The sequence below is a fragment of the Actinomadura darangshiensis genome (genome assembly GCF_004349235.1).
Classification (GTDB): Bacteria; Actinomycetota; Actinomycetes; order Streptosporangiales; family Streptosporangiaceae; genus Spirillospora; species Spirillospora darangshiensis.
The window spans coordinates 1-22,349 of record NZ_SMKY01000140.1; the positions used below are offsets into that span (position 1 = coordinate 1).

Consider the following 22,349-nt stretch of genomic DNA (forward strand, 5'->3'; position numbering starts at 1 on the left):
GCGCTGGACGGCGGGCGCGGGCGGCTCGGGGAGGTCGCGGACGGCCTCTATCCGGGCACGCCGCGCGTCGCGGGGACGCCGCTGCTCTGCCGGGACGGCTGGGTTCCGGACGTGCCGGTTCCGCTGGACGACGTCCGGCTGGAGTGGGAGGGCCGCCCCGGACCGCCGGCCGTGGCCGACCCGCCCGACGGGCTGCCGGACGGGTACCGGACGTATGCCGAGGCCATGGCCGCGCTCGCAGCGCCGAAGGTCTTCGAGGACCGTCCGAGCTACCGGCTCCTCGACGCCGCCCCGCCGGTCCTGCGCCTCGGCCCCGCCCGCTACTTCGACGGCGTGAACGTGGGCGAGTCGGTCGCGCACGAGCTGGCGGCCGGAGCCGGAGGTCTCCCGCTGCGGACCCGGATCGGCGACCCGTGCGACCTGTCCCGCCGGACCGCGCTCCCCGCGATCACGACGGCCACCGTGACGACGTCCGGGAGATACGTCCTGCACCGGCGGGATCCGGCGAAGGTCGCGCATGCCGGCGGGCTGTACCAGGTGATGCCGGTCGGGGTCTTCCAGCCGCTCGATGGCGAGCCGCCCGACATGTGGCGGTGCATGGTCCGCGAGTACGCCGAAGAACTCCTCGGGACGGACGAGAACTACGGCGACGGCTTCGTCCAGGACGGGTGGCCCTTCCACAGGACGCTGACCGCCGCCCGGGCCGAGAACCGGATCCGGGCGCATTTCCTGGGCCTCGGCGTAGACCCGCTCACGTTCGCGCTCGACCTCCTGACGGTCGTCGCCATCGACGAGGACCTGTTCGGCGAGCTCTTCGGCGGCCTGGTCGCGGTCAACGCCGAGGGCGAGGTGTCGATGGCGCCGTTCGACGGGACCGTCCCGCGGCCGATGCAGCCCGCCGGCGCCGCCGCGCTGACCCTCGCGTGGCGGCACCGGGCGCGGCTCGGGCTCACTCGCGGCTGAGCGACTTCAGCTCGTCCAGCGCGTCCACCAGGTGGTCGATGATCTCGGACGGGTCGGGGACGAGGTTCCGGCAGGCGACGATGCCGACGTCGACCTTGCCGTCGTAGGAGAACACGGTGATGTTCAGGCCGCCGCTGACGTCGGTGATGACCGAGATCGGGTAGTAGCCGAGGACCTTCGCCCCGCACAGGTAGAGGGGGAACTGCGGGCCCGGCACGTTCGAGATGATCAGGTTGATGGGCCGCAGCGACACCGCGGGCGCGGCCTGGAGGGCGAGCCGCGTGACGGCGCCGGCGATGGGCGCCGGGAGCAGCCCGCTCATGTCCCGGACCCAAGCGCCCGACGACCCGGTGAACCGGCGCTTGGCGACGTCCATGTCGCGCCGGACGGAGGTGTACCGGTCGGCCGGGTCGGGGACGTGCGTGGCCAGCGGCGCCGTCATGATCGTGACCTGGTTGCCCGGCTCGGCGGCCGCGCCGCCGCCCCCGCGCCGCAGCGACACCGGGACCGCCGCGACCAGCGGGCGCTCGGGCAGGTCGCCGCGCTTGTCGAGCCACTGCCGCAGCGCCGTCGCGCACAGCGCCATGACCACGTCGTTGACGCTGCCGCCGAGCGCCCGCCGGATCTCCTTGATCTCGTCGAGCGGCAGCTCCCCGCAGGCGACGGAGCGGCGGCGGCCGATCGGATGGTTGAACGGCGTCGGCGGCGCGCTCGGCCGCGGCGCCCTCGGCAGCTCGGGGCGGCGCAGCGCGCCCTGCACCATCGACGACATCAACCCGACGCCCGGGATGGACGACAGGCCGGGGACCTCGTCCAGGTAGGGGACGGTGCGCGCGGCCGACATCGCCGACCGGACGGGGTGCATCGCGGCGTTCAGCAGTCCCGTGCCGACCATGGCTGCGGTGCCCGGCGCCTGCGCGCGGGCGGTCTCGTCGGCGGGCAGGTCGCGGGGCTCGGGCGACAGGTCGAGGAGCGCGGCGAGGGTCTCGGCGGCCATCACGCCGTCGATCGCGGCGTGGTGCACCTTGACGTAGACGGCCGTCCGGCCGCCGGCGAGGCCCTGGATGAGGACCATCTCCCACAGCGGGCGGGTCCGGTCGAGCGGCTGCTCGTGCAGGAGCGCGACGATGTCGGCGAGCTGCCGGTCGGTGCCGGGCGCGGGCAGGCCCATCTCGCAGATGTGCCGCTCGGGCTCGAAGTCCGGGTCGTCCTCCCAGTAGGGGTTGTCCAGGCCGAGCGGCACCTGGACGAGCCGCTGCCGCAGCGGGCGGGCCGCGAGGTGCGCGCGGGCGCGGATCAGCTCGGCGACCATCGGGACGGTGAGCCGGCCGCCGGGGCACGTCCCGGCGTCGACGATCCCCAGCCCGGCGATGTGGGCGTGGGTCGTGGCGTTCTCGGCATGGAGGAAGGTGGCGTCCACGGTGGTCAGCTGGCTCATGCTCTCGTCCCGTCCGCTCGTCCTGCGCCGTCCTTACCTCTCTGAGAGTTATGCGCCGCGGGGGCGCAGGTCAACGCGGGCCGTCCGAAAGTAACAGGGACTTAACGGGGCGTTTCACCCAGTTCACCTGGCACTTTCCGGAGCCCTTGAAAACATTTGGCCGCGACCCGACCTCATGCGGTCAGAAAACTTCACATTCCTGATCAAGCGGGTGGCGCGGTGATCATCGGACTAGGGTGGTGCGCCATGACGGCACGACCACTCTCGGAGATCGTCGAAGCGGGGTGGGCGACCGCGCTGGAACCGGTCGCCGGGACGATCGCCGCCGCGGGCGACTGGCTGCGCGCCGAGGTCGGCGCCGGGCGGCGCTACCTGCCCGCCGGGAATCACATCCTGCGCGCCTTCACCCGGCCCTTCGACGGCGTCCGCGTCCTCATCATGGGCCAGGACCCCTACCCGACGCCCGGGCATCCGGTCGGCCTCAGCTTCTCCGTCGCCCCGGACGTCCGGCCGCTGCCCGGCAGCCTGATCAACATCTTCCGCGAGTACGGCGACGACCTGGGCCACCCGCAGCCGTCCAACGGCGACCTCTCCCCCTGGACGGAGCAGGGCGTCTGCCTGCTCAACAGGTCGCTGACCGTCATGCCCGGCAAGCCCGGCTCGCACCGCAGCAAGGGCTGGGAAGAGGTCACCGAGCAGGCCATCCGCGCCTTGGCGGCCCGCGATCGGCCGCTCGTCGCGATCCTGTGGGGGCGTGACGCCCGCAACCTCAAGCCGCTGCTGGGCAACGTCCCGTGCATCGAGTCCCCGCACCCGAGCCCGATGTCGGCCGACCGCGGCTTCTTCGGCTCCCGCCCCTTCTCCCGGGCCAACCAGCTCCTGGAGCAGCAGGGCGCCCCGCCGGTCGACTGGAAGCTGCCTTAGCCCGCCAGGCCCTGGCGCCTAGCCGTCTTCGGGGAGTTTGCGCAGGAGCAGGGCGAACTCGCCGGCGCCTTCGACGTCGGCGTCCGCCGGCAGCGGAGTGAGGCGGCGCTCGCCGTGGCTCCAGTAGACGCCGGGCGCGCAGGGGTCGTCGGCGATGGCGTGCATCTCCTCGACGACGTCGGCGAACACGGGCAGCACGTCGCGGACGGCCGCGGACGTGATCGGGTACAGCAGCAGAGTGCTGTGGCACGGGACGCCGACCAGGGCGCCGTGCTCGTTCGGCCAGGGGAGGAACTGGTCGACCTCGCTGAGCAGCGCCGACACGTACCGGCTGCCCGGCTTGTTCACCACCCGGACGTTCCGGCCCGGCAGGAGGGGCTGGTCGTGGACGGACACGTCCGCCAGCTCGCGGTCATGGGTGTTCGTCATCACGTAGCCGAGCTTGTGCAGGCCGAGGAGCCCGGCGCGGGCCTTGGTGAGCGGCCCGCCGTAGCGCGGGTGCTCGATCATCACCATCGCGTCGAAGTGGTCGCCGGCGGGGACGACGACGAGGCCCTCCCGGTCGCGCGGCGCGAGCTTCGGCACGATGCGCAGCCGCAGCAGCTCCCGGACGTCGCCGAACAGCTCCATCTCGCCGACCGCGAGGAACGCGCGGTCGCCGACCTCGCGGACCCACTCGTCCACTACCTTGGGCCACACCTCGCGCGGCTCGCGGGCGCAGCGCTCAAGCACCGTCCAGCTGGACGCGCGAGCCTCCGATCGGCCCACGGGCAGCACCACCTCGGAGGTGCCCGGATCGAACCAGGCGCTGGGCGCCAGGGCGGGCAGCACATCGCGGATGAGCGCGTGCACGTCCGCCGCCGCGTCCAACGGTTCCATGGAGCTCATCCTCCCTCAGCCTTCGGCGGATCACGTCTGCTCCCACCTTCTCAGAGTTGGGCCCGGTTGTGCGATGCATCGCGATCCCCGGCTCACACTCGCTGATCATGAGCTGCTCAAGTACGGTGCTCCCATGTCCGAATTCGTGTACCCGCCGGTGATCAAGACGGCCCTCGGTGTGTTCAAGGCCCTGAACATCAAGATCCGCCTGGAGGGGACCGACCGGATCCCCGCCGACGGGGGCGCGGTGCTCGTCAGCAATCACGTCAGCTACCTCGACTTCATCTTCGCGGGGCTGTCCGCCCATCCGGCGGGCCGGCTGGTGCGGTTCATGGCGAAGAAGGAGATCTTCGACAACCGGATCGGCGGGCCGCTGATGCGCGGGATGCACCACATCCCGGTGGACCGCGACGCGGGCGCCTCGTCCTACGCGGCGGCGCTGAAGGCGCTGAAGGGCGGCGAGATCGTCGGGGTGTTCGCGGAGGCGACGATCAGCCGGTCGTTCACGATCAAGGACATCAAGAACGGCGCCGTGCGGATGGCGGTGGCGTCCAAGACCCCGCTGATCCCGATCGCGATCTGGGGCCCGCAGCGGCTGTGGACCAAGGGCCGCAAGCGCCGCCTCCTGCAGCGCAACGTCCCGGTGACGATCCTCGTCGGCGAGCCGCTGTACCCCAAGCGCGGCGACGACTACGACCAGGTCACCCGCGACCTGCGCGCCCAGATGGAAGAGCTGCTGGAGAAGGCGCAGCGCGAGTACACCGACATCCCGAAGCCGGGCGAGACGTGGTGGCAGCCCTCCTACCTCGGCGGGACGGCGCCGACGCCGGAGGAGGCGGAGAAGCTCGACCTCGAAGAGGCCGAGGCGCGCAAGGCGGCCCGCGACGCGGCGCACGACGGCAAGGGGACCGAGGGCTAATTCGGTGGACGCCGTCCGCCGCCGGGCGTGATCATCGTTGGCATGACCATGTCGCAGGAGAGGCCGCAGGAGATCCTGCATCTGATCGGGCCCGCGGAGAACATCACCGATCCCGGGCCGGATTCGACGCTGCCCGTGGTCTTCAACCTGAGCGACAACAACTCCCCCGCCGACGTGATGGACGTGCTGTCGCTGCGCCCGTTCGCGTCCGGTGAGCAGCCCTGGTCGCGGTCGACGCGGCTGGAGAACGTCCGGGCGGAGGCGCCCCTTCGTCCGGGCGACGCCCGCCTCGTGCGCGTCGCCCACGAGAAGGGCAAGGAGTCGGTCCTGGCGGAGGGCGACGGCTGGACGCTGCTGACGAACCGCTGGAAGAGCGGCATCGCCTACCTCGCCGTGTCCGCGGTCACCGACGACCTGGCCGAGACGGTCCTCGAAGCGTCGGTGAAGGACGCGACGGAGCCGCCGAAGGTGGACGAGGCCAGCGTCGAGATGGGCTTCTGGCACATGGGGACGCACGGCCCGGTCCGCAATGAGCGCGCCATCACCGCCGACTCGTGGGACGACATCCGCCGCAACTACACCGCGCCCGTCGCCGAGGCGCTGGACGAGGTCATGTCCCTGACCCGCGAGGAGGTCGCGGGGCGCCTGCTGCTCCTGCACGGCCCGCCCGGCACCGGCAAGACCACGGCGCTGCGCGCCCTCGCCCGTGCCTGGAACGGCTGGTGCCAGGCCGACTGCGTCCTCGACCCCGAGGCGCTGTTCGGCACGCCCAGCTACCTCATGGAGGTCGCGGTCGGCGACGACGAGGACGAGAACCGCCGCTGGCGGCTGCTCGTCCTGGAGGACTGCGACGAGCTGATCCGCGGCGAGGCCAAGCAGTCGACGGGCCAGGGCCTGTCTCGCTTGCTCAACCTCACCGACGGCATGCTCGGCCAGGGCCGCGACGTGCTGGTGGCCATCACCACCAACGAGGACCTCGCCATGCTCCACCCGGCCGTCGTCCGCCCCGGCCGCTGCCTCGCCCAGATCGAGGTCGGCCGCCTGACCCGCGCCGAGTCGCTCTCCTGGCTGGACGGCGCCGACGTCCAGCCCGCCGAGATCGGCACCGACGGCGCCACCCTCGCCGAGCTGGCCGCCCTCCGCAAGGGCGAGAAGCGCCCCGACAACCAGCACACCCCCACCACGGCGACCGGCTTCTACCTCTAAGCGCTGCCGCCCGCCCGGGGCTCGGTCGCTTTCTGGAGGGCCTGGGTTATGTCCTGCCAGAGGTCGTCGGGGTGTTCCAGGCCAATGGACAGGCGGACGGTGCCTTCGGCTATGCCGGCCGCGGTCAGGGAGGCGGCGTCCATCTGGCGGTGGGACGTGCTGGCCGGGTGCATGACGAGGCTCGCGACGGCGCCCAGTGACGGGCCCAGGGCGACCAGTTCGACGGCCTCGGAGAAGGCCCGGCCCGCTTCGCGGCCGCCGGTCAGCTCGAAGGCGAGGACGCCGCCGGCGCCGTCCGGGAGGAGGCGCTGCGCCAGCGCGTGCTGCGGGTGGTCGTCCAGGCCCGGGTAGTGGACGCGGGTGACGGACGGGTGCGCGGCCAGGCGGCGGGCGATGTCGAGGGCGGACGCGCTCTGGCGCGCCACGCGCATCGGCATCGTCGCGAGGCCGCGTACGGTCAGCCAGGCGGCGAACGGGTCGGCGGTGGCGCCGAGTTCGATGGCGTGCTCCCAGACGCGCCGGTGCACGGCGGAGTCGGCGAAGACGGCGGCTCCGCCGATGACGTCGCCGTGCCCTGCGAGGTACTTCGTCGTCGAGTGGACGACGATGTCGGCGCCGTGCGCGATGGGCTTGCAGAGGAGCGGCACGAAGGTGTTGTCGACCACGGTGAGGACCTGCGTCCCGCGGACGGCCCCGGTGAACGCCGGCAGGTCGGTCACGTGCGTGGTGGGGTTGGCGACCGTCTCCAGGTAGAGGAGGCGGGTCGTGGGGCGCAGCGCGTCCCGCACCTCGGCCGGGTCGTCGCCGGAGACGAACGTGACCTCGATGCCCCAGCGGTCGGCGAGGTCCTGAAGCAGCGCGTAGGTGCCGCCGTAGAGGGCGGTCTGCGCGATGACGTGGTCGCCGCTGCGGAGGAGCCCCATCAGGACGGCGTTGACCGCGCCCATGCCGGACGCGGTGGCGAGCGTCCCGGCGCCGCCCTCCAGTTCGGTGAGGGCCCGCTCCAGCGAGCGGACGGTCGGGTTGCCCATGCGGGCGTAGAAGAACGCCTCGTCCGGGCCCTGGAACGCGGCGGCGAGGTCGTCGGCCGCGTCGAAGCCGAACAGGTGGCCCTGGTAGATCGGAACGCCGAGCGGGCGGCTGCCCACCGGCGTCGTCACCGGCGGGTGGACGGCTCTGGTCTGCGGATCGGTCATATCCCCAGCTTGGAGCGGGAGCGGCGCGACGGGAACGGCCAATTCCGACCAGTGGCCCGGACCACGCCCCCCGGCGTCGTGCTCCGCGGCGCCGGACCACCGGCCCGGCCGGGGGCGCCGGCGTCCCCTGTCCGCCCGGTACGGCCCCATCGCCTGCTCACCCACCCCGCGAGGGCGAACCGGCGATCGGGGCCGTCCCGGACGGGGCGACGTTCGGCGTCCCTCGACCGGAGATCCGAGCATCACCCGGCGGGGCCCGCCCCCGCCATCCGGGAGACCACCGGCAAATCGCCGGTGCCGTCCGTACTTCTCGGTATACGTACTAGGGGGTCGCGCGGGCGAACAGCCGCCGGTAGACGCACCGGAGACCGTGGAGATCACTGACAGGCTCGGCGAACGGCAGCCGCACGTCGAACGACGCGGGCCCGTCCGGCGACGGTGCGGAGCAGCGCAGCCACATACCGTACCGGTCGAGGGCGAGCGGCCGCACCGGCCCGCCCGGGACGGACGCGGGCAGCAGGCGCGGCAGCTCGTCCCGGTGCGCGGAGTCCAGGTGCGTGAGGATGCCGGCCTCGATGGCGGCGAACGGATCGGGCGCGGCGGCCGCGTACTCCTCGGGCTCCAGGGTGGCGCTCCCCCACGCGTCGTCGACCTCCACCTGCGCGATTTTGAGGGCGAGCACCGTCCATTCGCGCTCGCCGTCCCGCTCGGCGCCGAGGTCGAGCAGTTCGGGACGCGGGTGCGCGTGCGAGAGGCGGAGCGCGGCGGCGCGCAGCTCACCGTCCGGGACCTCGGTCAGCCAGCCGTGCAGCCAGGCCCGCCCCCGCACGCGGTCCGGCAGCGGGACCGGCGCGACGTCGGAGATCCGCAGCGTGGCGGGCACGTCGTCGTCCTCACGGGCCAGCGCAGCCACGATCGGCGCGTCCGCCCGGACGAGCAGCAGGGGCCTGCCGTCGCGGTCGGTCGTGTGCGCCGTGACGGGCGCGTAGGGGACGCCCGGCGCGACAAGGACGCCGTCCGCCACGCCGTAGGCGAGGGTCCGCGCCCGCTCTCCCGCCGTGGGGCCCTCCATGGTCTGCGTGCTCTGCGTGGTCTCCGCTCGCGGCACCATGCCTCCTTGACTTGGAAGGTTAGGCTTACCTAACTTAGGCCTACCTAACCACCAAGGAGTGTGATGAACAACCCCCGTCCCAAAGTGCGGCTGTCGCGGGCCCTCGGGATCCCGCTGACCCCGAAGAGCGTGAAGTACTTCGAGGCCCGCCCCGGCAGCATCCCTTCTTCGCGACTGCCTCACCCGACGCCTCAGCCGTCAAACAACCGAATACGTGCGATCGCGTCCGAAGGCAGGTTCGAGCTTGCGAGAACCTGATCGCGCAGCGAGCCGCCAGGCGAGCCGAAGCGATGCCAGCGATCGGCGCTGCAATGAACACAGCCGGGTTCGCCCGGACGATCTACCAGGCCCGCCAGTTCGTCGTGCACCGCCACGTGCTGGTGAACGGCCGCCGCGTGGACCGCCCGTCCTACCGGCTGCGCCCCGGCGACGTCATCACCGTCGCCGAGCGGAGCCGCACGATGGACCCGTTCCAGATCGCCGCTGCCGGCGCGCACGCCGAGAACGTCCCGGCCTACCTGGACGTCCGGCACGACGCCCTCGCCGCCCGGTTCACCCGGCTGCCGGAGCGGAGCGAGATCCCCGTGATCTGCGACGAGCAGCTCGTCGTCGAGCACTACTCGCGCTAGCGGAGGTCGCCCAGCTCCTTGCGGGCCGTGGTGCGCAGGACCCGGAGGGCGTCGACGAGAACACGGCGCTGGTCATCGGTGAGCGGGCCGGCGAAATGCTCGCGGAGCGTCTCGGCGTGCACGCGCAGGGCCTCGTCCAGCTTCGCCCGGCCCGCCGGAGTCAGCTCGACCAGCTGGCGCCGCCGGTCGCCGGGGGCCGGTTCGCGGCGGACGAGGCCGGCCTCCTCCATCCGGTCGATGATGCGGGTCATGCCGCCGCTGGTCAGGATCAGCTCGCCGGCCAGCCCGCCCATCGACCGCGGCCCGTCGCAGCCCGTGCCGGACAGCTTCAGCAGCACCTCGAACACCGCGTGCCGGATGCCGCAGCGGCGCTCCAGCTCGCGGCCCGCGATCCGCTCCAGCGCCGAGGCCGCGCTCAGCAGCGCGCCGAACTCGTGCACCAGCCCGTCCGGGACGATCGCGTCCGGCGCTCCCTGCACGTCCTGCGCGTCCTGCACGCCCTGGTCAGTCACGGTCGACATGCTGCCCCGCCTTCGTCGAGCGACCCGTCCACCCGCATAACGCGCGAACGCCCCGCACGGCTTCCGTGCGGGGCACCGCCGTGCGCTCAGTTCTTCGGCTTCTCGCTCTTCTCCGACTTCGGCGCCTTGGACGAGCCCCCGCCCGGGGTGGCCGGCAGCTGGCTCTGCTGCTGGTTCCTGTTCTCGTCGTTGATGCCGGACGGGTACTGCTGGGTGATCTTCCACTTGCCGTCGATCTTGCTCAGCGCGAGCCGCACGAGGGTCGCCGGCTGGTTGATCGCGCCGTCCTTGGTCTTCATCGTCATGTCCATCATGAGCACCGCCGTGGCGAACTTGCCGTTGACGCTGCCGACGAAGACCTGGTTGGTCTTGGAGGTCAGGGCCGCCTGGGCATCGGACTGGAAGGCGCTGGCCACGGTGGGCACCGTGTTCTTCTTGTAGTCGTCCAGCATGTCGCCGGCGAGGAGCTTCTGCGCCTTGGCGGTCACCGTCTGGTAGTTCGCGGCGTTGTAGTTGTAGGCCACGTCGCCGTAGTCGGACGCGACCTTGCCCACGGCGTCCCGCTCGGCCTGCTCGGACGAGAGGGAACTCGCGCTCGTCCACTTCCAGATCGCCAGGCTCGCCAGCAGCGCGACGAGGACGACGATCACGACCGTCTGCACCAGGGTGAAGCCGAAGATCCCCGGACGTCCGGCCGCCGGCGCCGGGTCGGCGGCGGCAGCGGTGGCGGGCTCCGGCGTCTCCTCCTCGGCCTCGTCCTCCGGCGGTTCGAGACGCTGGGGACGCGCCTTGGCGGCGGCCTTCGCGGGCGCCGTCGCAGCGGCGGCCTTCGCGGGCTTGGCGGCGGGCTTCGCGGCGGCCGGCTTGGCGGCGGCCGGCTTGGCGGCGGCGGGCTTCGCGGCCTTGGCCGGGCGGGCCGCGGGCTCGTCCTCCGGCTCCTCCTCCGCGCCCTCGGCGTCCTCGGCCGCTCCGGCGTCCTCGGCGTCGAGGGCCTCCAGGACCTCGTCCAAGTCCCCGTCGTCGAGGTCCCCGTCGTCGATGACCTCGATGACCCGCACCCGTCGCTTGCGCTTGGCGGCGGGACGCGCCGGCTTCCCGGCGGCCTCGCTCTCCTCGGACGCCGCCTCAGACGCCGCCTCGGGCGAGAGCTCCTCGGCCGCCTCCGCCTCGGGCGCCTCCGCCTCAGGTGAAACCGCCTCGGCCGGGACCGCCTCGACCTCGTCGACCTTGTGCTTGGTGGTCTTGGCTGTCACTTCGGGTACTCCTCGGGATTGGGGTCAGTCCCTGTCCCGGCGACGCAGCCGGGGCAGGCGGGACACCACGGGCACCGAGCCCATCATGACCCTGATCAGCACCAGCAGGGCGATGACCGGGGGAACGTACACTAGCCAAAGCGGCGGGCCGCCAGAAGAGTCGCTCTTGTCCGCGGCGTTCTTGGCCCGCACGTCCTGCTTGTCGAGGGCGGGATCGTGGGTGGGGATCGTCTCGCCCGTGTTCTTGGCCTTGTAGGGCTTCTGCTTGGTCACCGCCGGAGTCCGCCCGCCGGGGCAGGTCGGGACCTTGCTCACCTGCGGCTGCGGCAGAGGGTACTTGTACTCCAGCGTCGCGGGCGTGTTCAGCGTGACCTGGAACACAACGTTCAGGACGGGTTTGCCCTGGTCGGTCCCGATGACGTTGTCCAGCACGTTCTTCAGGCTCGGCGCCAGCGCGAGCGTCCTGCGCAGGTCGTTCAGGTAGTTCGGGTCGTACTTCTCCAGGCCCCAGTTGCCCAGCATGTCCACGGTGCAGCCGAAGTCGGGAGCGGTCTTGTCGAGCAGGTCGTTGACCGTGCTCAGCAGGCCGGGCCCCCGGTCGCGGAGCTGCGCGATCTGCCCGCGGACCTGGCTGAGCGCCGCGGTGAGCGCGGCCAGGTTGTCGACCCCGGCGCCGAGCGAGCCGCGGTTCTGGTTCAGCACGTGGGTGATGCGGCCGAGGTCCTTGGTCAGCCCGTCGAGCAGCTCGGTGTTCTGCGCGAACGTCTTGGTCAGGTCGTCGCCGCCGTTGATGATCTGGCGGAGCGAGCCCTCGCGGCCGGCCCAGCCCTCGGCCAGCTCGTGGGTGAGGACGCCGGCGTCGTCGGGGTTGATGGCCTTGAGGCTGTCGATGACGGCGCCGAACAGGTCGCCGTACTTCGGCGGGACCTTGGTCTGCGACACCGGGATGACGGTGCCCGGCTTCATCGGCGCGGCGCCGGCCTTCCCGGCGCCGGGGGTCAGCTCGACCACCGGCTCGCCGACCGCGGACTTGCGGGCCGCGGCGGCGGTGACCCCCTGCGGGATCTTGACGCCGCGGTCCATGTCCAGCCGGACGACGACCTTGTCCTTCTTCAGGTCCACCGCGTCGATCTTGCCGACCCGCAGGCCGAGGTAGTCGACCTCGAAGTTCGGGTGCAGGCCCGGCGAGGACTCGAACTCCACCGAGATGTGGTACGGCCGGTCGATGAAGTCGAACTTCACCACGTTGTTGAAGGCCCACACGACCATCACCACGGCGAGCACGCCGAAGGCCAGCAGGTTGATCGTCAGTCGCCTGTTCATCCGCGCGGCTCCAGGAGCTTGTCGAGGTCCGGGAACGCGCCTTGGAACTCTTTCGGGATCTCGGGCTGCTTGGCGGACTTCTGCTTCTTCGGGCTCTCGCTGAGGCCGGGGAAGATCGGCGTCCCGTCCGGCCAGACGATCCGCAGGATCGGGTAGAGCAGCAGCTGGCCGTCGTAGCTGGCCCGCGGGATCTTCTCGCTGAAGGAGACCAGGCTGTCGACCAGGCCGGTGAGCCGCTTGCGGTTGCCGCCGAGCGACTGCAGGACGGGGTCCAGGTCGTTCAGCAGCTTGCGGAACCGCAGGATGCGGCCCTCCAGCACCTTGTCGTTCAGCTCGCGGGCCATCGTGGTGAGGTGGTCGACCGTCTTGATGATCTTGTCTTTGTCCTTGTTCAGCAGCCGCGTGGTGCGTTCGAGCTGCCCGGGCATCTCGCTGAGCTCGTCGCTGCCGTTCGCGAGCGACCGGCCGAGCTTGGCGAACCGGTCCACGGACTCGCCGAGCTCGCGGCGCTCGTCGGCGAACAGCTTCAGCAGCGCCCCGGCCTGCGCGATCGTCTTGTTGAGCTTCTGCCCCTTGCCGTCCAGGGCGGTGGCCCCGGCGTTGACGACCGTCGCGACGTCGTCGCCGGCGAGCGCCTGGATCAGCGGCCCGGCCTGCCCGACGACCTGCTCGAACGCCGGCTGGACGCCGGTGTCGGTGATCGCCGCGCCGGAGGCCAGGAACGGCCCGCGGTCCATGCTCGCGCCGGGCGGCATCCGCAGGTCCACGTAGTTCTCGCCGAGCAGCGACGTCACCTTGATCTCGGCCCGGGTGCCCTTCGGGATCTTGACGTCGTCCTCGATGGCCAGCGTCGCCTTCGCCTTGTAGCCGGCGAGCTCGACCTTCATGACGGTGCCGATCGTGATGTCGGACATCTTCACGCTGTGCCCGGCGACGAGGCCCTGCGCGTCGTCGAACGTGGCGGTCAGCCTGAGGTCGCCCTGGGGCGCCCCCGCCGTCTTGTAGGAGCAACCCGTGACGGTGAGCGCGGCCGCGAGGAGCAGGAGTACCACCCTCTTGCCCATCAGTTGCCTCCGTTCTGCCAGGGACAGTTGGAGTTGGGCTTGGGCAACGGGCAGTCGACGTCGTCGGAGTTCATCAGGCCCTTGAGCCAGGTCCGCAGGAACGCGTCCGTCGCGAACCGGATCTGCAGCGACTTGTTCTTCGGGTTGTAGCCGCCGAGGAGCGCCTCGTTGATGCCGGGCAGCACCCTGATCAGCTGCGCGATCTGCTTGGTGTTGCCCTTGAGGACCAGCGCCGTCCGGGTGAGGACGGCCAGGTCGTACGGCAGCTTGCCCTTGTACTTCTGGAGCAGCTTGTCGCCGTTCTTGGCGAGGTCGAGGATGCCGGTGATCAGCTGCTGCAGCTGGCCGCGCTCGGAGGCGAGCACCTGGCTCGCGGTCCCGAAGTCGCGGATCACCGTGCCGAGCACCTGCTCGCGTCCGCGCACGACCCCGGCCAGCCGGTTGAGGTTCTTCGCGACCTCGATCAGCTCCTGGTCCTGCCCGGCGACGTTCTCGACGAGGCGGGCGCTCTGCTCGAGGGTGGCGTTGAACTCCTTGCCGTTGCCGCGGACGGTGTCGGCGGCGGTGCCGAGCGCCTGCTGCATCTTGGTCGGGTCGAGCGCGTTGGCGAGGTTGGTGAAGGAGCTGAGCGCGTCGTCCACCTCGACCGGCACGTGGGTGCGCTCGATCGGGATCTCGTCCGAGGTCTGCTTCGGCTGGCCCGGCCGCCAGGCCGGGTGCAGGATGAGGTTGCGCTCGCCGATCAGGTTCAGCGGGACGATCGAGGCCTGCACGCCCTGCGGCAGCGGGACGTCCTTGCGGATGTGGAACGTCACCTTGACCTTGTCGCCCTGGGTCTCGACCTTGTCGACGAGGCCGACGTCGGCGCCCATGACCTTGACCTTCGACTCCTTGTAGAAGGAGCGGGCCTTCGGGACGTAGACGACCATGGTGCGCTCGCCGCCCGCGGACGGGACGAGCGAGCAGCCGCCGAGCGAGGCGGCCATGGCGAGGCCGAGCGCGACGGCCACGCCCTTCACCCTGGCCTTGCCGGGGGGCGCGGGCCGTCCGCCGGCCGGGACGCTTGCCATCAGTTGCCTCCCTGCGGGCGGCGGGTGGAGATCGGGCCGGGCGGCTGCAGCGGGCCGAGGCCGGTGAGCACGCCCTCGATCCACTGGCCGTTGCCCTTGAGGTTGGCGACCTGCTGGAACGTCGGGCCGAGCAGCGAGAAGTCGGTGTTCAGCGCGTCCATGTTGGGGGCGAGCCGCGTCGTCAGCAGGTGCAGGTTGTCCAGCAGCGAGTCGAGCTGCTTCTGGTTCTTGGAGATCACGTTGGACAGCGTCCGGACGGTGCGGCTGCCCTGCCCGATCGTCGCGGCCAGCTCGTTGCGGCGCCGGACGAGCGTCTGCAGCAGCACCTGGCTGGCGTCGATGATCCGGCGGAGCTCGGTGTCCTTGCCGGCCAGCGTGCCGGTGATCGTCTTGCTGTTCTCGATCAGCTTCTGGATCTGCGGGTAGGAGTCGTTCAGCGTCCGGGACACGTCCTGGACGTTGACCAGGATCCGGTGCAGCTTCGCCGCGCCCGGCGACTGGATCTTGTTGACCTCGGTGAGCAGCTTGTCGATGCTCTTCTGGTCGAGCTTGCCGACGATGTTCTGCGCGCCCTCCAGGGCGTCGGGGACGGTGAACGGGACGCTGGTGCGCTCCAGCGGGATCCGCCGCCTCGACTCCGCGACGTCCGCCATGTAGGGCTTGGCGACCGGGCCGGACAGCCGCAGGTAGCGGCCGCCGAGCAGCGTCGTCGTCTCGATCTCGGCGCGGGTCTTCGGGCCGAGGTCGATGCCGGCGTTCACGTGCCACTCGACGATGATCCTGCCGTGCCGGAAGTCGGGCTGGACCGAGGTGATCCGGCCGGACTTCACGCCGGCGACCCGGACGTCCTGCCCCTTCTTCAGGCCGGCGGTGTCGCTGAACTCGCCGCTCATCGTGTAGCCGCGGTCGAGCAGGTGCAGCTGGCCGATCGCGAACGCGAACACGCAGCCGGCGCCGAGCGCGGCCAGGGTGACGATCGCCACGACCTTCTGGTTGACGTCCCGCAGGGACTTCAGCGCCATCAGCCGCCACCCCCCGTGAGCATCTTCTTCAGCTTGGCGAGGTCGTCCTTGCTGGGCGAGCCGGTGCCGGGGGCCTTCGGCAGCTCCATCGGGAACGGGCACGGCCCCTGCACGACGTTCAGGCAGAGCGCGTTGGTGCGCAGGTAGTGGCCGCCGTTCGCGGTGGAGAACAGCTGCCGCAGCGTCAGCGGAAGCTGCTGCACCATCTTCTCCAGCTGGGCGACGTTCAGCCGGAACGTCTCGCTGAACTGCCCGAGGTTGTCGATGATGCGGGCGAGCTGCGCGTCGTTGCCGCCGAGCACCTGGTTCAGGTTCGTGGTGACGCCGGAGATCTGCACGACCGCGTTGTCCAGCAGCTTGCGGTTGTTCGCGAAGACCTGCGTCAGCGACTCCAGGTTGTCGACGCTCGCGGCGATCTGCTGGTCGCGGGTGGCGATCGCGCCGCTGACCGTCTCGTAGTCGTCGATCATTCCCTTGATCGTCTTCTTCCGGGCGGCGAAGGTCTGCAGCAGCAGGTCCAGGTTCTGGGTCAGCTGCGAGATGTTCTGCTCGTTGCCGTCGAGCGCCTGGGAGAAGGAGAAGAGGATCTTGTTGAGCTGGTTCGGGTCCAGGTTGCGCGTGAGCGGGCCGAGGCTGTTGACGATGTCGCCGAGGTCCACCGCCGACTTGGTGTGCGGAACCCGGTCGCCGTCGCCGAGCCTGCTCTGGCTCGTGCCCGGGTCCAGGTAGACGACCCGCTGCCCCATCACGTTGCGCCAGCGGATCGCGGCGGTCGAGTCGGCGGGCAGCTCGACCTCCTTGTCGACGGCCATGCCGACGACGGCCTTGCCGCGCTCCACCTTGATGCTCTTGACCTGCCCGACGGGCGTGCCCGCGACCTTCACGGCGTCGCCCGTCAGCAGGCCGGTGACGTCGTCGAACGTGGCGGTCAGCTCGTAGCGGGACTTGAAGCTCGTGCCGAGGATCTGCTGGCCGATGTAGAACGTGAGCAGCCCGGTCACCGCCACGAACACCAGGAACTTGAGGATCGTGGAGTACTCGGGACCCCGCGCGGCCTTGCCGCGCATCCGCGGGCTCACGGCCGCTTCCCCGTGCCGGGCAGCTGCATCTGGAACGCCGTCTTGCTCGGCGTCTTGGAGCAGGCGTCGACGAAGATCTGGCAGATGTCGAGCGGGAGGTCGTCGCGGGCCTGTGCGATGAGCGTGCCCTCCGGTCCGGGGATGCGGATGATCTGCGACAGCAGGGCGAAGAACCCGTTCAGGCTGTCCAGCAGCACCGGGACGTTGCGGATCTGGTCGTTCAGCGCGTCGGCGAGGCCGCCGCCGGTGTCGATGAGGCCGCCGAGGTTGCGGCCGTGCTGCTGCAGGTTCGAGCCGAGCGTCTGCCCGAGCCGGCTGGACTCGTCCAGCAGCTGGGTCACCTTGTCGGGGCGCTCGTTGATGGTCTGGGACAGCCGGTTGAAGTCGCCGGCGAACCCGGTGATCGTGTCGCCGCGGGACGCGAACGTCCCGGACAGGCCGTTGATGTCGGCCAGCAGCGACTGGATCGCCGCCCGGTTCTTGTAGGTCGCGTCGACGACGATCGCGCCGTTGTCGACCGTCCGGCGGAGCGCCTCCCCCTGCCCGGACAGCCCGGCGCCGAACGTGTGCAGGAGCGTCGCCACGTCGTCGGGGTTGATCGCCTTGGTGAGCCGGTAGGCGGGCCAGGCGGTGTCGGACAGCTCCTGCGGGTCGTTGGTCTTCGCGATGCGGCCGCCGTCCTCCAGGTAGGGGCCGGTCAGCTCGTGCGCGCCGAGGTCGAGGGCGAGGTCCTTCGGGCCGAACACCGAGACCGGCTCGACCGTCGCGACCGCCGAGTCGGCGATCTTGACGCCCTTGTCGACCCGGAGCCGGACCGTCACCCTGCCGTTGTCGTCGAGCTTCAGGTCGTCGACGGCGCCGACCGCGATGCCGCGGATCTTCACCTCGGACTTGCCCGGGTCGAGGCCCTGCCCGGCCCGTCCGAACGTCGCGTCGTAGTAGGTCGAGCCCGCGTGGGACGGCGTGGAGCCGATCGCGACGAACGCCGCGGCGGCCGCGATGACGCCGGCGCCGACCAGCCCGAAGATCGTCCGGGAGCGGCTGGAGAGTGTCTCGTCGCTCATCCGGTCAACTTCACTGTGCTGCCGTGGCCCCAGAAGATGTACGACAGGACCAGGTTCATGAGGATCATCAGGATGGTCGACTCCCGGATCGCGCGGCCCGCGGCGACGCCGACGCCCACCGGTCCGCCCGCCGCGTAGTAGCCGCGGTAGCAGTGGATGAACATGATGATGAAGGCGAACACCGCGACCTTGATGACGCTGTAGAAGACATCGATCGGCGGCAGGTACAGGTGAAAGTAGTAGTCGTAGATGCCCGGCGAAAGCCCGAAGTACTGGATCGTGATGAACCGGGTGGCGAAGAACGCCATGAACAGCGACACCAGGTACAGCGGCACGAGCGCGATCACGCCGGCGGCGACCCGGGTGCACACCAGGTAGGCCAGCGAGTTGATGCCCATGACCTCCAGCGCGTCGATCTCCTCGGAGATCCGCATCGCGCCGATCTCGGCGGTGAACCCGGTGCCGACCTGCGCGACCAGCGCGACGCCCGCGATGATCGGGGTGACCTCGCGGACGTTGGAGTAGCTCGCGACCAGCCCGGTGAACGCCTCCGCGCCGATGCGCTCCAGCCCGGGGTAGCCCTGCAGGCCGACCATGGCGCCGGTGGCGAGCGACATCGTCGCGATCACGAAGATCATGCCGCCGCCGATGACGAGCGCGCCGACGCCGACGGTGATGTCGCTGACCTGCTTGGCGAGCGTCTTGCCGTACTTGCGCCGGATGATGATGTCGAAGAGCAGGTGGTAGAGGACGCGGCCGAGGAAGACCGGCAGGTTGGCCGAGGCGGCGAGGCCGGCGGTCCGGCCCCTGACGGCCCGGCCCAGCTTGCGTACGGGGGATATGGCGACCATCAGAACCTCGGGGGGAAAAGGACCTGGTAGATCATGGTGAGGATGTAGTTCGTCGCGAACACCACGATCGAGGTGACGACGACCGCCCGGTTCACCGCGCGGCCGACGCCGACCGGGCCGTAGTCGCAGTTCATGCCCATGTAGCAGGCGACGGCGGCGGCGATGAACCCGAACACCCACGCCTTGAACAGCGTGATCAGCAGGTCCGAGAACTGCAGCAGGGTCGTGGCTCCGTCGAAGAACGCGCCGGGGCTGACGCCCTGCTGGATGACGTTGAAGTAGTAGCCGCCGATCACGCCCGCCAGGATCACCACCGAGCACAGCAGCCCGGACACCATGCTCGCCGCCCACAGCCTGGGGGTGACCAGGCGGTGGATCGGGTTGATGCCCATGACCTCCATGGCCGCGAGTTCGTCGCGGATGTTGCGGGCGCCCATGTCGGCCGTGATGGCCGACCCGCCCACGCCGGAGACCAGCAGCGCGGCGGCCAGCGGCGCCACCTGCTGGATCATCGCCGCGGTGAGCAGCGCTCCGGTGCCCGACTGCGCGCCGAGCTGCCGGGCGATGTCGCCCACCTGCAGCGAGATGGTCGCGCCGAGCGGCACCGCGATGAGCATCACCGGCACGCTGGTGACGCGCGCCAGGAACCAGCACTGCTCGATGAACTCGCCCCACCACTGGCGCAGGTCCCAGGTGCGGCGCAGCCCTTCGAGGAGGGTCACGCACAGCAGCCCGGTCTCGTCGAGCGCTCGCCCGACGCGTCTGCGTGCCAGGTCCGGGGCCTTCTGCAGGCTCAGGGCCATCAGCCGGTGACCTCCCCCAAAAGGGGTTGCTGAGCAGTCACTCACAGCCTCCTTCATGCTCGGACGTCGGCGCCCATCCGAAACTCCGGATCCCGGACCGGGACACGGCGACGCCCTCGTCATGCTCCTTGCGCGCCACCGCGGTCTCGGTCGAGACCGGCTACCACATACGGTCTCGCGCACCCTAACGAGCACACGGGCACCGCCTGTGATTTGAGGCACTCTATTGGAAGAAGGTCTAAGAAGCGAGTACTTACATCTTGTTTTGTCCGAAGCTACGATCAGCCGGTGCGGATCGAGGCGCGACGAGGCGTGGACGAAGAGATGGACGACGGTGTGGACCCGCTGGTCATGGGCGTCCGCGACCGCTGGGAGGACCAGGGGCTGCACGGCGATCCGTGGCCGTTCCTGGCGATCTGCTCGGTCGGGAGGCTCAACCAGCTGCTCAAGAAGGCCCTGGACCTGGAGCTGAAGCGGCTGGACCTCTCGCGGACCGGCTACTTCCTGCTGACCACCCTCGCGCTCACCGTGCACGGGCGGGCGCGGCTGAGCACCCTCGGCCGGATCCTGATGATGCATCCGACGACGGTGAAGCTCACCGTGGACCAGCTGGAGGCGGCCGGGCTCGCCGGCCGGACCCGGCATCCGCGCGACCGGCGCGCCACCCTCGTGGAGATCACCGACGCGGGACGCGCCCGGGCCAACGAGGTGAGCCTGGCGCTGGAGTCCCCCGGCGGCGCCCTGGCGGCGTTCGGCGGGATGCACCGCGAACTCTTCGAAGCCCTCCAACCGGCGCGACTCGCGGCCGGCGATGTGGAACTCTTGAACCCCGCCGGGGAGCGGGGCAGGCGGCTTCACGACGGGTGAACCGTCCGGCACCGCGTCCCCGTACTTGCTGATCGACGACACGACACCCGGGCGATAAGGCAGTCTTCTCCTATGCCACAGAGTCACGGCACACGCAGACGCCCCAGCGGCACCAAGCGATCCGGCCGGGTGCCGCCGCCGCGCCGTGCGCCCGAAGCGGGTCCCTACGGCCCGGGTGCGTTCGGCCCGGACGATCCGCGCGACCCGTACGGGCCGGCGGAGCCGGGCGTCCCGCCCGAGCGCAGGCACCGGATCCGGCGGGTGCTCACCAGCAACATCACCATCATGGTCGCGGCGATCGCGGTGCTCGGCGCGGCCCTGACGGTGGTCGACCTCGGCAGCTTCGTCGACGACGGCAGCAAGCCCCCGAAGGCGGCCGCCGCCGGCCTGTCGACCAACGACATGCTCGCGAAGCTGACGTCGGCGTCCGACATGGACCCGATCGTGGCCGACTCGATCGCCGCCGCGAAGAAGCGCGCCTACGAGGAGCACCAGCGCGAGCTGAAGCGGCTCAAGGCGAAGGCCAAGAGGGACGCCAAGGCGCGGGCGAAGCTGAAGGCCGAGAAGGAGAAGGAGCGGCTCGCCAAGTTGAACCCGAGCTCCAAGCAGAACAAGGCGTACGGCAAGAAGATGAGCGCGCTCAAGGGATGGGGCGGCTGCTGGTCGTCCCTGCTCACGCTGTGGAACCACGAGAGCGGCTGGAACGAGCGGGCCGAGAACCCGGGCAGCGGTGCCTACGGCATCCCGCAGGCGCTTCCCGGCTCCAAGATGTCCAGCATCAAGAGCGACTGGCGCACCAGCACCCCCACCCAGATCGCCTGGGGGCTCGGCTACATCAAGGCCCGCTACAAGGACCCGTGCGGCGCCTGGTCCTGGTGGCAGGCGCACAACTGGTACTGAGCCCGCGTGCCGGCGTCCCCGAGCTGGCACCATGGAGGCATGCGGACGAGCAAGACGCGCCTCGCGAGCGGCGCGGGTGACGGCGGCGCCGAGGGTTCCGGCGGACGGCAGTGGGCGCGGGCCGACGCGACCCGCCATGCGCTGCTGACCGCGGCGCTGCAGGTCTTCGCCGACCGCGGCTACGCCGACGCGGGCATCGCCGAGATCGTCGAACGCTCCGGCATCAGCGTCGGCAGCCTCTACCACCACTACGGCGGCAAGGCCGGGCTGTACGTGGCGCTGTGGGAGGACCTCACCGCCGAGCAGGAGGCGAGTGCCGCGCAGGCGGTCTCCGCCGCGCGCAAGGACGGCGAGTCCGACCCGATCGCGCTGTTCACCGCGGGCGCCCGCGCCTACCTGCGGGTGTGCTGGGAGCGCCGGGAGGCGGCCCGCCTGTTCCTCGCCGGCGAGGGCCCGTCCGGATCGTCGCTGATGCGCCGCAGCCGAGCCCAGCACTGGATCGCCCAGAACACCAAGCTCCTGCGCGGCCCGTCCGGCGACGAACCCGCCGGGCGCCCCGAACAGGTACTGAGCCTGGTGCTCACCACGGTGATCGGCGAAGCCGGACGAGAGATCGCCACCGCCGAGAACGAGACGGAGGCCGCCGAGATCATCGACGAGGTCTGCCGGATCCTGATCCGCCTGGCCCGCTGACCTCCTCACGGGTTCGCGGACGCGCCGGGCACCTCGACCTCCCACCGCAGGATGTCCGCCAACTCGGCGGCGGGTGCGGGGCGGACCGGGTCGGCGGGCAGGAGTCGGACGCGGGGCGGTCTCGACGCTCGGGCTCGTTGGTCGCGGCCGGCCCGCCGTGGCATGGTCCCCGCGCGGCGGGCCAGCCGCAGTCTGAGGAGGAGCAGCGCCACCGAGGACGCCATCGCGGCGAGCACGCCCGCCTGGAGCGCGCTCAGGTCCTCGACGGTGAGCGAGTCATCGGGAAGCGGGCGAAGACCGGCCGCCGGGACGGGTTTGATCCGGGCCGGCGCGACCTCCGGGGTGCTGATCGGCGGCAGCGCCACCTGCGGCCCGCGGATCGCGGGAGCGAGGTTCGGTGCGGGCGGCGGAACGTCCGGCGGCACCCCTGGAGCTACCGGCGGCACCACCGCTGACGGAGCGGTGTGGGCGGGTGCCGGTGCCTTCGGTGCGCTGGACGAGCTGCCGGGCGGTCCGCTCGTGGGCGTCGGAGCGGGCGTGGTGGGCGCCGGTGTGGTCGGCGTGGGCGTGGGCG

23 protein-coding genes are annotated in these 22,349 nt (G+C 71.1%); 8 read left to right on the forward strand and 15 right to left on the reverse strand.

Annotated elements, in window-relative coordinates; translation table 11 throughout:
* Positions 1-963, forward strand: a 963-nt coding sequence (locus E1293_RS47695; protein ID WP_165978404.1) for a transcriptional regulator, incomplete at its 5' end; no start/stop codon positions are given.
* Here E1293_RS47695 and E1293_RS26505 read toward each other — a convergent pair.
* Positions 950-2,401, reverse strand: coding sequence for a WS/DGAT/MGAT family O-acyltransferase (locus E1293_RS26505; RefSeq protein ID WP_132200199.1), 1,452 nt, complete (start codon positions 2,399-2,401; stop codon positions 950-952). The genes E1293_RS47695 and E1293_RS26505 overlap by 14 nt on opposite strands.
* Positions 2,402-2,647: 246 nt before the next feature.
* Here E1293_RS26505 and E1293_RS26510 point away from each other — a divergent pair, with 246 nt between their 5' ends.
* A complete protein-coding gene (locus E1293_RS26510; protein ID WP_132200200.1) occupies positions 2,648-3,325 on the forward strand; it encodes a uracil-DNA glycosylase in 678 nt (225 codons plus the stop codon).
* An 18-nt stretch (positions 3,326-3,343) separates the two neighbouring features.
* Here E1293_RS26510 and E1293_RS26515 read toward each other — a convergent pair whose 3' ends face one another.
* Positions 3,344-4,204 carry a hypothetical protein gene (locus tag E1293_RS26515; RefSeq protein WP_243716572.1) on the reverse strand — a complete coding sequence of 287 codons (861 nt, stop codon included), beginning with the start codon at positions 4,202-4,204 and terminating at the stop codon, positions 3,344-3,346.
* Positions 4,205-4,337: 133 nt separating this feature from the next.
* On the opposite strand from E1293_RS26515, the gene E1293_RS26520 reads away from it, so the two are divergent.
* Both E1293_RS26520 and E1293_RS26525 read left to right on the forward strand, forming a co-directional pair.
* Complete coding sequence (locus E1293_RS26520; protein WP_132200202.1) at positions 4,338-5,123, forward strand: lysophospholipid acyltransferase family protein; 786 nt, start codon at positions 4,338-4,340, stop codon at positions 5,121-5,123.
* 42 nt (positions 5,124-5,165) lie between these two features.
* The gene (locus E1293_RS26525) at positions 5,166-6,329 is read left to right on the forward strand and encodes a DUF5925 domain-containing protein (protein WP_243716574.1); all 1,164 of its coding nucleotides are present in this window, start codon (positions 5,166-5,168) and stop codon (positions 6,327-6,329) included.
* On the opposite strand, the gene E1293_RS26530 is transcribed toward E1293_RS26525, so the two are convergent.
* A complete protein-coding gene (locus E1293_RS26530) occupies positions 6,326-7,525 on the reverse strand; it encodes a trans-sulfuration enzyme family protein (protein WP_132200203.1) in 1,200 nt (399 codons plus the stop codon). The genes E1293_RS26525 and E1293_RS26530 overlap by 4 nt on opposite strands.
* Positions 7,526-7,847: 322 nt before the next feature.
* Positions 7,848-8,636 (reverse strand): DUF2470 domain-containing protein, encoded by a 789-nt coding sequence (locus E1293_RS26535; RefSeq protein ID WP_132200204.1) that lies wholly within the window; start codon positions 8,634-8,636, stop codon positions 7,848-7,850.
* Positions 8,637-8,947: 311 nt separating this feature from the next.
* Between E1293_RS26535 and rpsD the strand changes: the two genes are divergently transcribed.
* Positions 8,948-9,265 (forward strand): 30S ribosomal protein S4, encoded by a 318-nt coding sequence (gene rpsD / locus E1293_RS50975; RefSeq protein WP_243716576.1) that lies wholly within the window; start codon positions 8,948-8,950, stop codon positions 9,263-9,265.
* Here rpsD and E1293_RS26545 read toward each other — a convergent pair.
* The 10 genes from E1293_RS26545 to E1293_RS26590 all read right to left on the reverse strand — a co-directional run bounded on the left by E1293_RS26545 (position 9,262) and on the right by E1293_RS26590 (position 19,315).
* Positions 9,262-9,786: a MarR family winged helix-turn-helix transcriptional regulator gene (locus E1293_RS26545; RefSeq protein ID WP_132200205.1), complete on the reverse strand. Its 525-nt coding sequence runs from the start codon at positions 9,784-9,786 to the stop codon at positions 9,262-9,264. The two genes, rpsD and E1293_RS26545, sit on opposite strands and share 4 nt — an antisense overlap.
* 86 nt (positions 9,787-9,872) lie before the next feature.
* The gene (locus E1293_RS26550) at positions 9,873-11,039 is read right to left on the reverse strand and encodes a hypothetical protein (RefSeq protein ID WP_132200206.1); all 1,167 of its coding nucleotides are present in this window, start codon (positions 11,037-11,039) and stop codon (positions 9,873-9,875) included.
* A 24-nt stretch (positions 11,040-11,063) separates the two neighbouring features.
* Positions 11,064-12,362, reverse strand: coding sequence for an MCE family protein (locus E1293_RS26555; RefSeq protein ID WP_132200207.1), 1,299 nt, complete (start codon positions 12,360-12,362; stop codon positions 11,064-11,066).
* Complete coding sequence (locus E1293_RS26560) at positions 12,359-13,426, reverse strand: MCE family protein (RefSeq protein WP_132200208.1); 1,068 nt, start codon at positions 13,424-13,426, stop codon at positions 12,359-12,361. The genes E1293_RS26555 and E1293_RS26560 overlap by 4 nt, the downstream gene beginning before the upstream one ends.
* The gene (locus tag E1293_RS26565) at positions 13,426-14,496 is read right to left on the reverse strand and encodes an MCE family protein (RefSeq protein WP_132200209.1); all 1,071 of its coding nucleotides are present in this window, start codon (positions 14,494-14,496) and stop codon (positions 13,426-13,428) included. The genes E1293_RS26560 and E1293_RS26565 overlap by 1 nt, the downstream gene beginning before the upstream one ends.
* A complete protein-coding gene (locus E1293_RS26570) occupies positions 14,496-15,518 on the reverse strand; it encodes an MCE family protein (RefSeq protein ID WP_132200210.1) in 1,023 nt (340 codons plus the stop codon). Before E1293_RS26570 ends, E1293_RS26565 begins: the two co-directional genes overlap by 1 nt.
* Positions 15,518-16,597, reverse strand: a complete 1,080-nt coding sequence (locus E1293_RS26575; protein ID WP_243716578.1) for an MlaD family protein — start codon at positions 16,595-16,597, stop codon at positions 15,518-15,520. The genes E1293_RS26570 and E1293_RS26575 overlap by 1 nt, the downstream gene beginning before the upstream one ends.
* Complete coding sequence (locus E1293_RS26580; RefSeq protein WP_132200211.1) at positions 16,594-17,661, reverse strand: MlaD family protein; 1,068 nt, start codon at positions 17,659-17,661, stop codon at positions 16,594-16,596. The genes E1293_RS26575 and E1293_RS26580 overlap by 4 nt, the downstream gene beginning before the upstream one ends.
* Positions 17,658-18,512 carry an ABC transporter permease gene (locus E1293_RS26585; RefSeq protein WP_132200212.1) on the reverse strand — a complete coding sequence of 285 codons (855 nt, stop codon included), beginning with the start codon at positions 18,510-18,512 and terminating at the stop codon, positions 17,658-17,660. Before E1293_RS26585 ends, E1293_RS26580 begins: the two co-directional genes overlap by 4 nt.
* Positions 18,512-19,315, reverse strand: coding sequence for an MlaE family ABC transporter permease (locus tag E1293_RS26590; RefSeq protein ID WP_132200213.1), 804 nt, complete (start codon positions 19,313-19,315; stop codon positions 18,512-18,514). The genes E1293_RS26585 and E1293_RS26590 overlap by 1 nt, the downstream gene beginning before the upstream one ends.
* Positions 19,316-19,603: 288 nt before the next feature.
* On the opposite strand from E1293_RS26590, the gene E1293_RS26595 reads away from it, so the two are divergent.
* The 3 genes from E1293_RS26595 to E1293_RS26605 all read left to right on the forward strand — a co-directional run bounded on the left by E1293_RS26595 (position 19,604) and on the right by E1293_RS26605 (position 21,775).
* Positions 19,604-20,182 (forward strand): MarR family winged helix-turn-helix transcriptional regulator, encoded by a 579-nt coding sequence (locus tag E1293_RS26595; RefSeq protein WP_243716580.1) that lies wholly within the window; start codon positions 19,604-19,606, stop codon positions 20,180-20,182.
* A 72-nt stretch (positions 20,183-20,254) separates the two neighbouring features.
* Entirely contained in the window at positions 20,255-21,082 is an 828-nt protein-coding gene (locus E1293_RS26600) for an aggregation-promoting factor C-terminal-like domain-containing protein (protein WP_132200214.1), read from the forward strand.
* A 39-nt stretch (positions 21,083-21,121) separates the two neighbouring features.
* Positions 21,122-21,775: a TetR/AcrR family transcriptional regulator gene (locus E1293_RS26605; RefSeq protein WP_132200215.1), complete on the forward strand. Its 654-nt coding sequence runs from the start codon at positions 21,122-21,124 to the stop codon at positions 21,773-21,775.
* Positions 21,776-21,780: 5 nt separating this feature from the next.
* On the opposite strand, the gene E1293_RS26610 is transcribed toward E1293_RS26605, so the two are convergent.
* Positions 21,781-22,200 carry a hypothetical protein gene (locus E1293_RS26610; RefSeq protein ID WP_132200216.1) on the reverse strand — a complete coding sequence of 140 codons (420 nt, stop codon included), beginning with the start codon at positions 22,198-22,200 and terminating at the stop codon, positions 21,781-21,783.
* Positions 22,201-22,349: the final 149 nt, after the last annotated feature.

Excerpts from the sequence above, each read along its gene's own strand:
- E1293_RS26505 (WP_132200199.1), bottom strand. The coding sequence starts at position 2,401 with ATGAGCCAGCTGACCACCGTGGACGCCACCTTCCTCCATGCCGAGAAC.
- E1293_RS26510 (WP_132200200.1), top strand. The coding sequence starts at position 2,648 with ATGACGGCACGACCACTCTCGGAGATCGTCGAAGCGGGGTGGGCGACC.
- E1293_RS26515 (WP_243716572.1), bottom strand. The coding sequence starts at position 4,204 with ATGGAACCGTTGGACGCGGCGGCGGACGTGCACGCGCTCATCCGCGAT.
- E1293_RS26520 (WP_132200202.1), top strand. The coding sequence starts at position 4,338 with ATGTCCGAATTCGTGTACCCGCCGGTGATCAAGACGGCCCTCGGTGTG.
- E1293_RS26525 (WP_243716574.1), top strand. The coding sequence starts at position 5,166 with ATGACCATGTCGCAGGAGAGGCCGCAGGAGATCCTGCATCTGATCGGG.
- E1293_RS26530 (WP_132200203.1), bottom strand. The coding sequence starts at position 7,525 with ATGACCGATCCGCAGACCAGAGCCGTCCACCCGCCGGTGACGACGCCG.
- E1293_RS26535 (WP_132200204.1), bottom strand. The coding sequence starts at position 8,636 with ATGGTGCCGCGAGCGGAGACCACGCAGAGCACGCAGACCATGGAGGGC.
- rpsD (WP_243716576.1), top strand. The coding sequence starts at position 8,948 with ATGAACACAGCCGGGTTCGCCCGGACGATCTACCAGGCCCGCCAGTTC.
- E1293_RS26545 (WP_132200205.1), bottom strand. The coding sequence starts at position 9,786 with ATGTCGACCGTGACTGACCAGGGCGTGCAGGACGCGCAGGACGTGCAG.
- E1293_RS26555 (WP_132200207.1), bottom strand. The coding sequence starts at position 12,362 with ATGAACAGGCGACTGACGATCAACCTGCTGGCCTTCGGCGTGCTCGCC.
- E1293_RS26560 (WP_132200208.1), bottom strand. The coding sequence starts at position 13,426 with ATGGGCAAGAGGGTGGTACTCCTGCTCCTCGCGGCCGCGCTCACCGTC.
- E1293_RS26565 (WP_132200209.1), bottom strand. The coding sequence starts at position 14,496 with ATGGCAAGCGTCCCGGCCGGCGGACGGCCCGCGCCCCCCGGCAAGGCC.
- E1293_RS26570 (WP_132200210.1), bottom strand. The coding sequence starts at position 15,518 with ATGGCGCTGAAGTCCCTGCGGGACGTCAACCAGAAGGTCGTGGCGATC.
- E1293_RS26580 (WP_132200211.1), bottom strand. The coding sequence starts at position 17,661 with ATGAGCGACGAGACACTCTCCAGCCGCTCCCGGACGATCTTCGGGCTG.
- E1293_RS26585 (WP_132200212.1), bottom strand. The coding sequence starts at position 18,512 with ATGGTCGCCATATCCCCCGTACGCAAGCTGGGCCGGGCCGTCAGGGGC.
- E1293_RS26590 (WP_132200213.1), bottom strand. The coding sequence starts at position 19,315 with ATGGCCCTGAGCCTGCAGAAGGCCCCGGACCTGGCACGCAGACGCGTC.
- E1293_RS26600 (WP_132200214.1), top strand. The coding sequence starts at position 20,255 with ATGCCACAGAGTCACGGCACACGCAGACGCCCCAGCGGCACCAAGCGA.
- E1293_RS26605 (WP_132200215.1), top strand. The coding sequence starts at position 21,122 with ATGCGGACGAGCAAGACGCGCCTCGCGAGCGGCGCGGGTGACGGCGGC.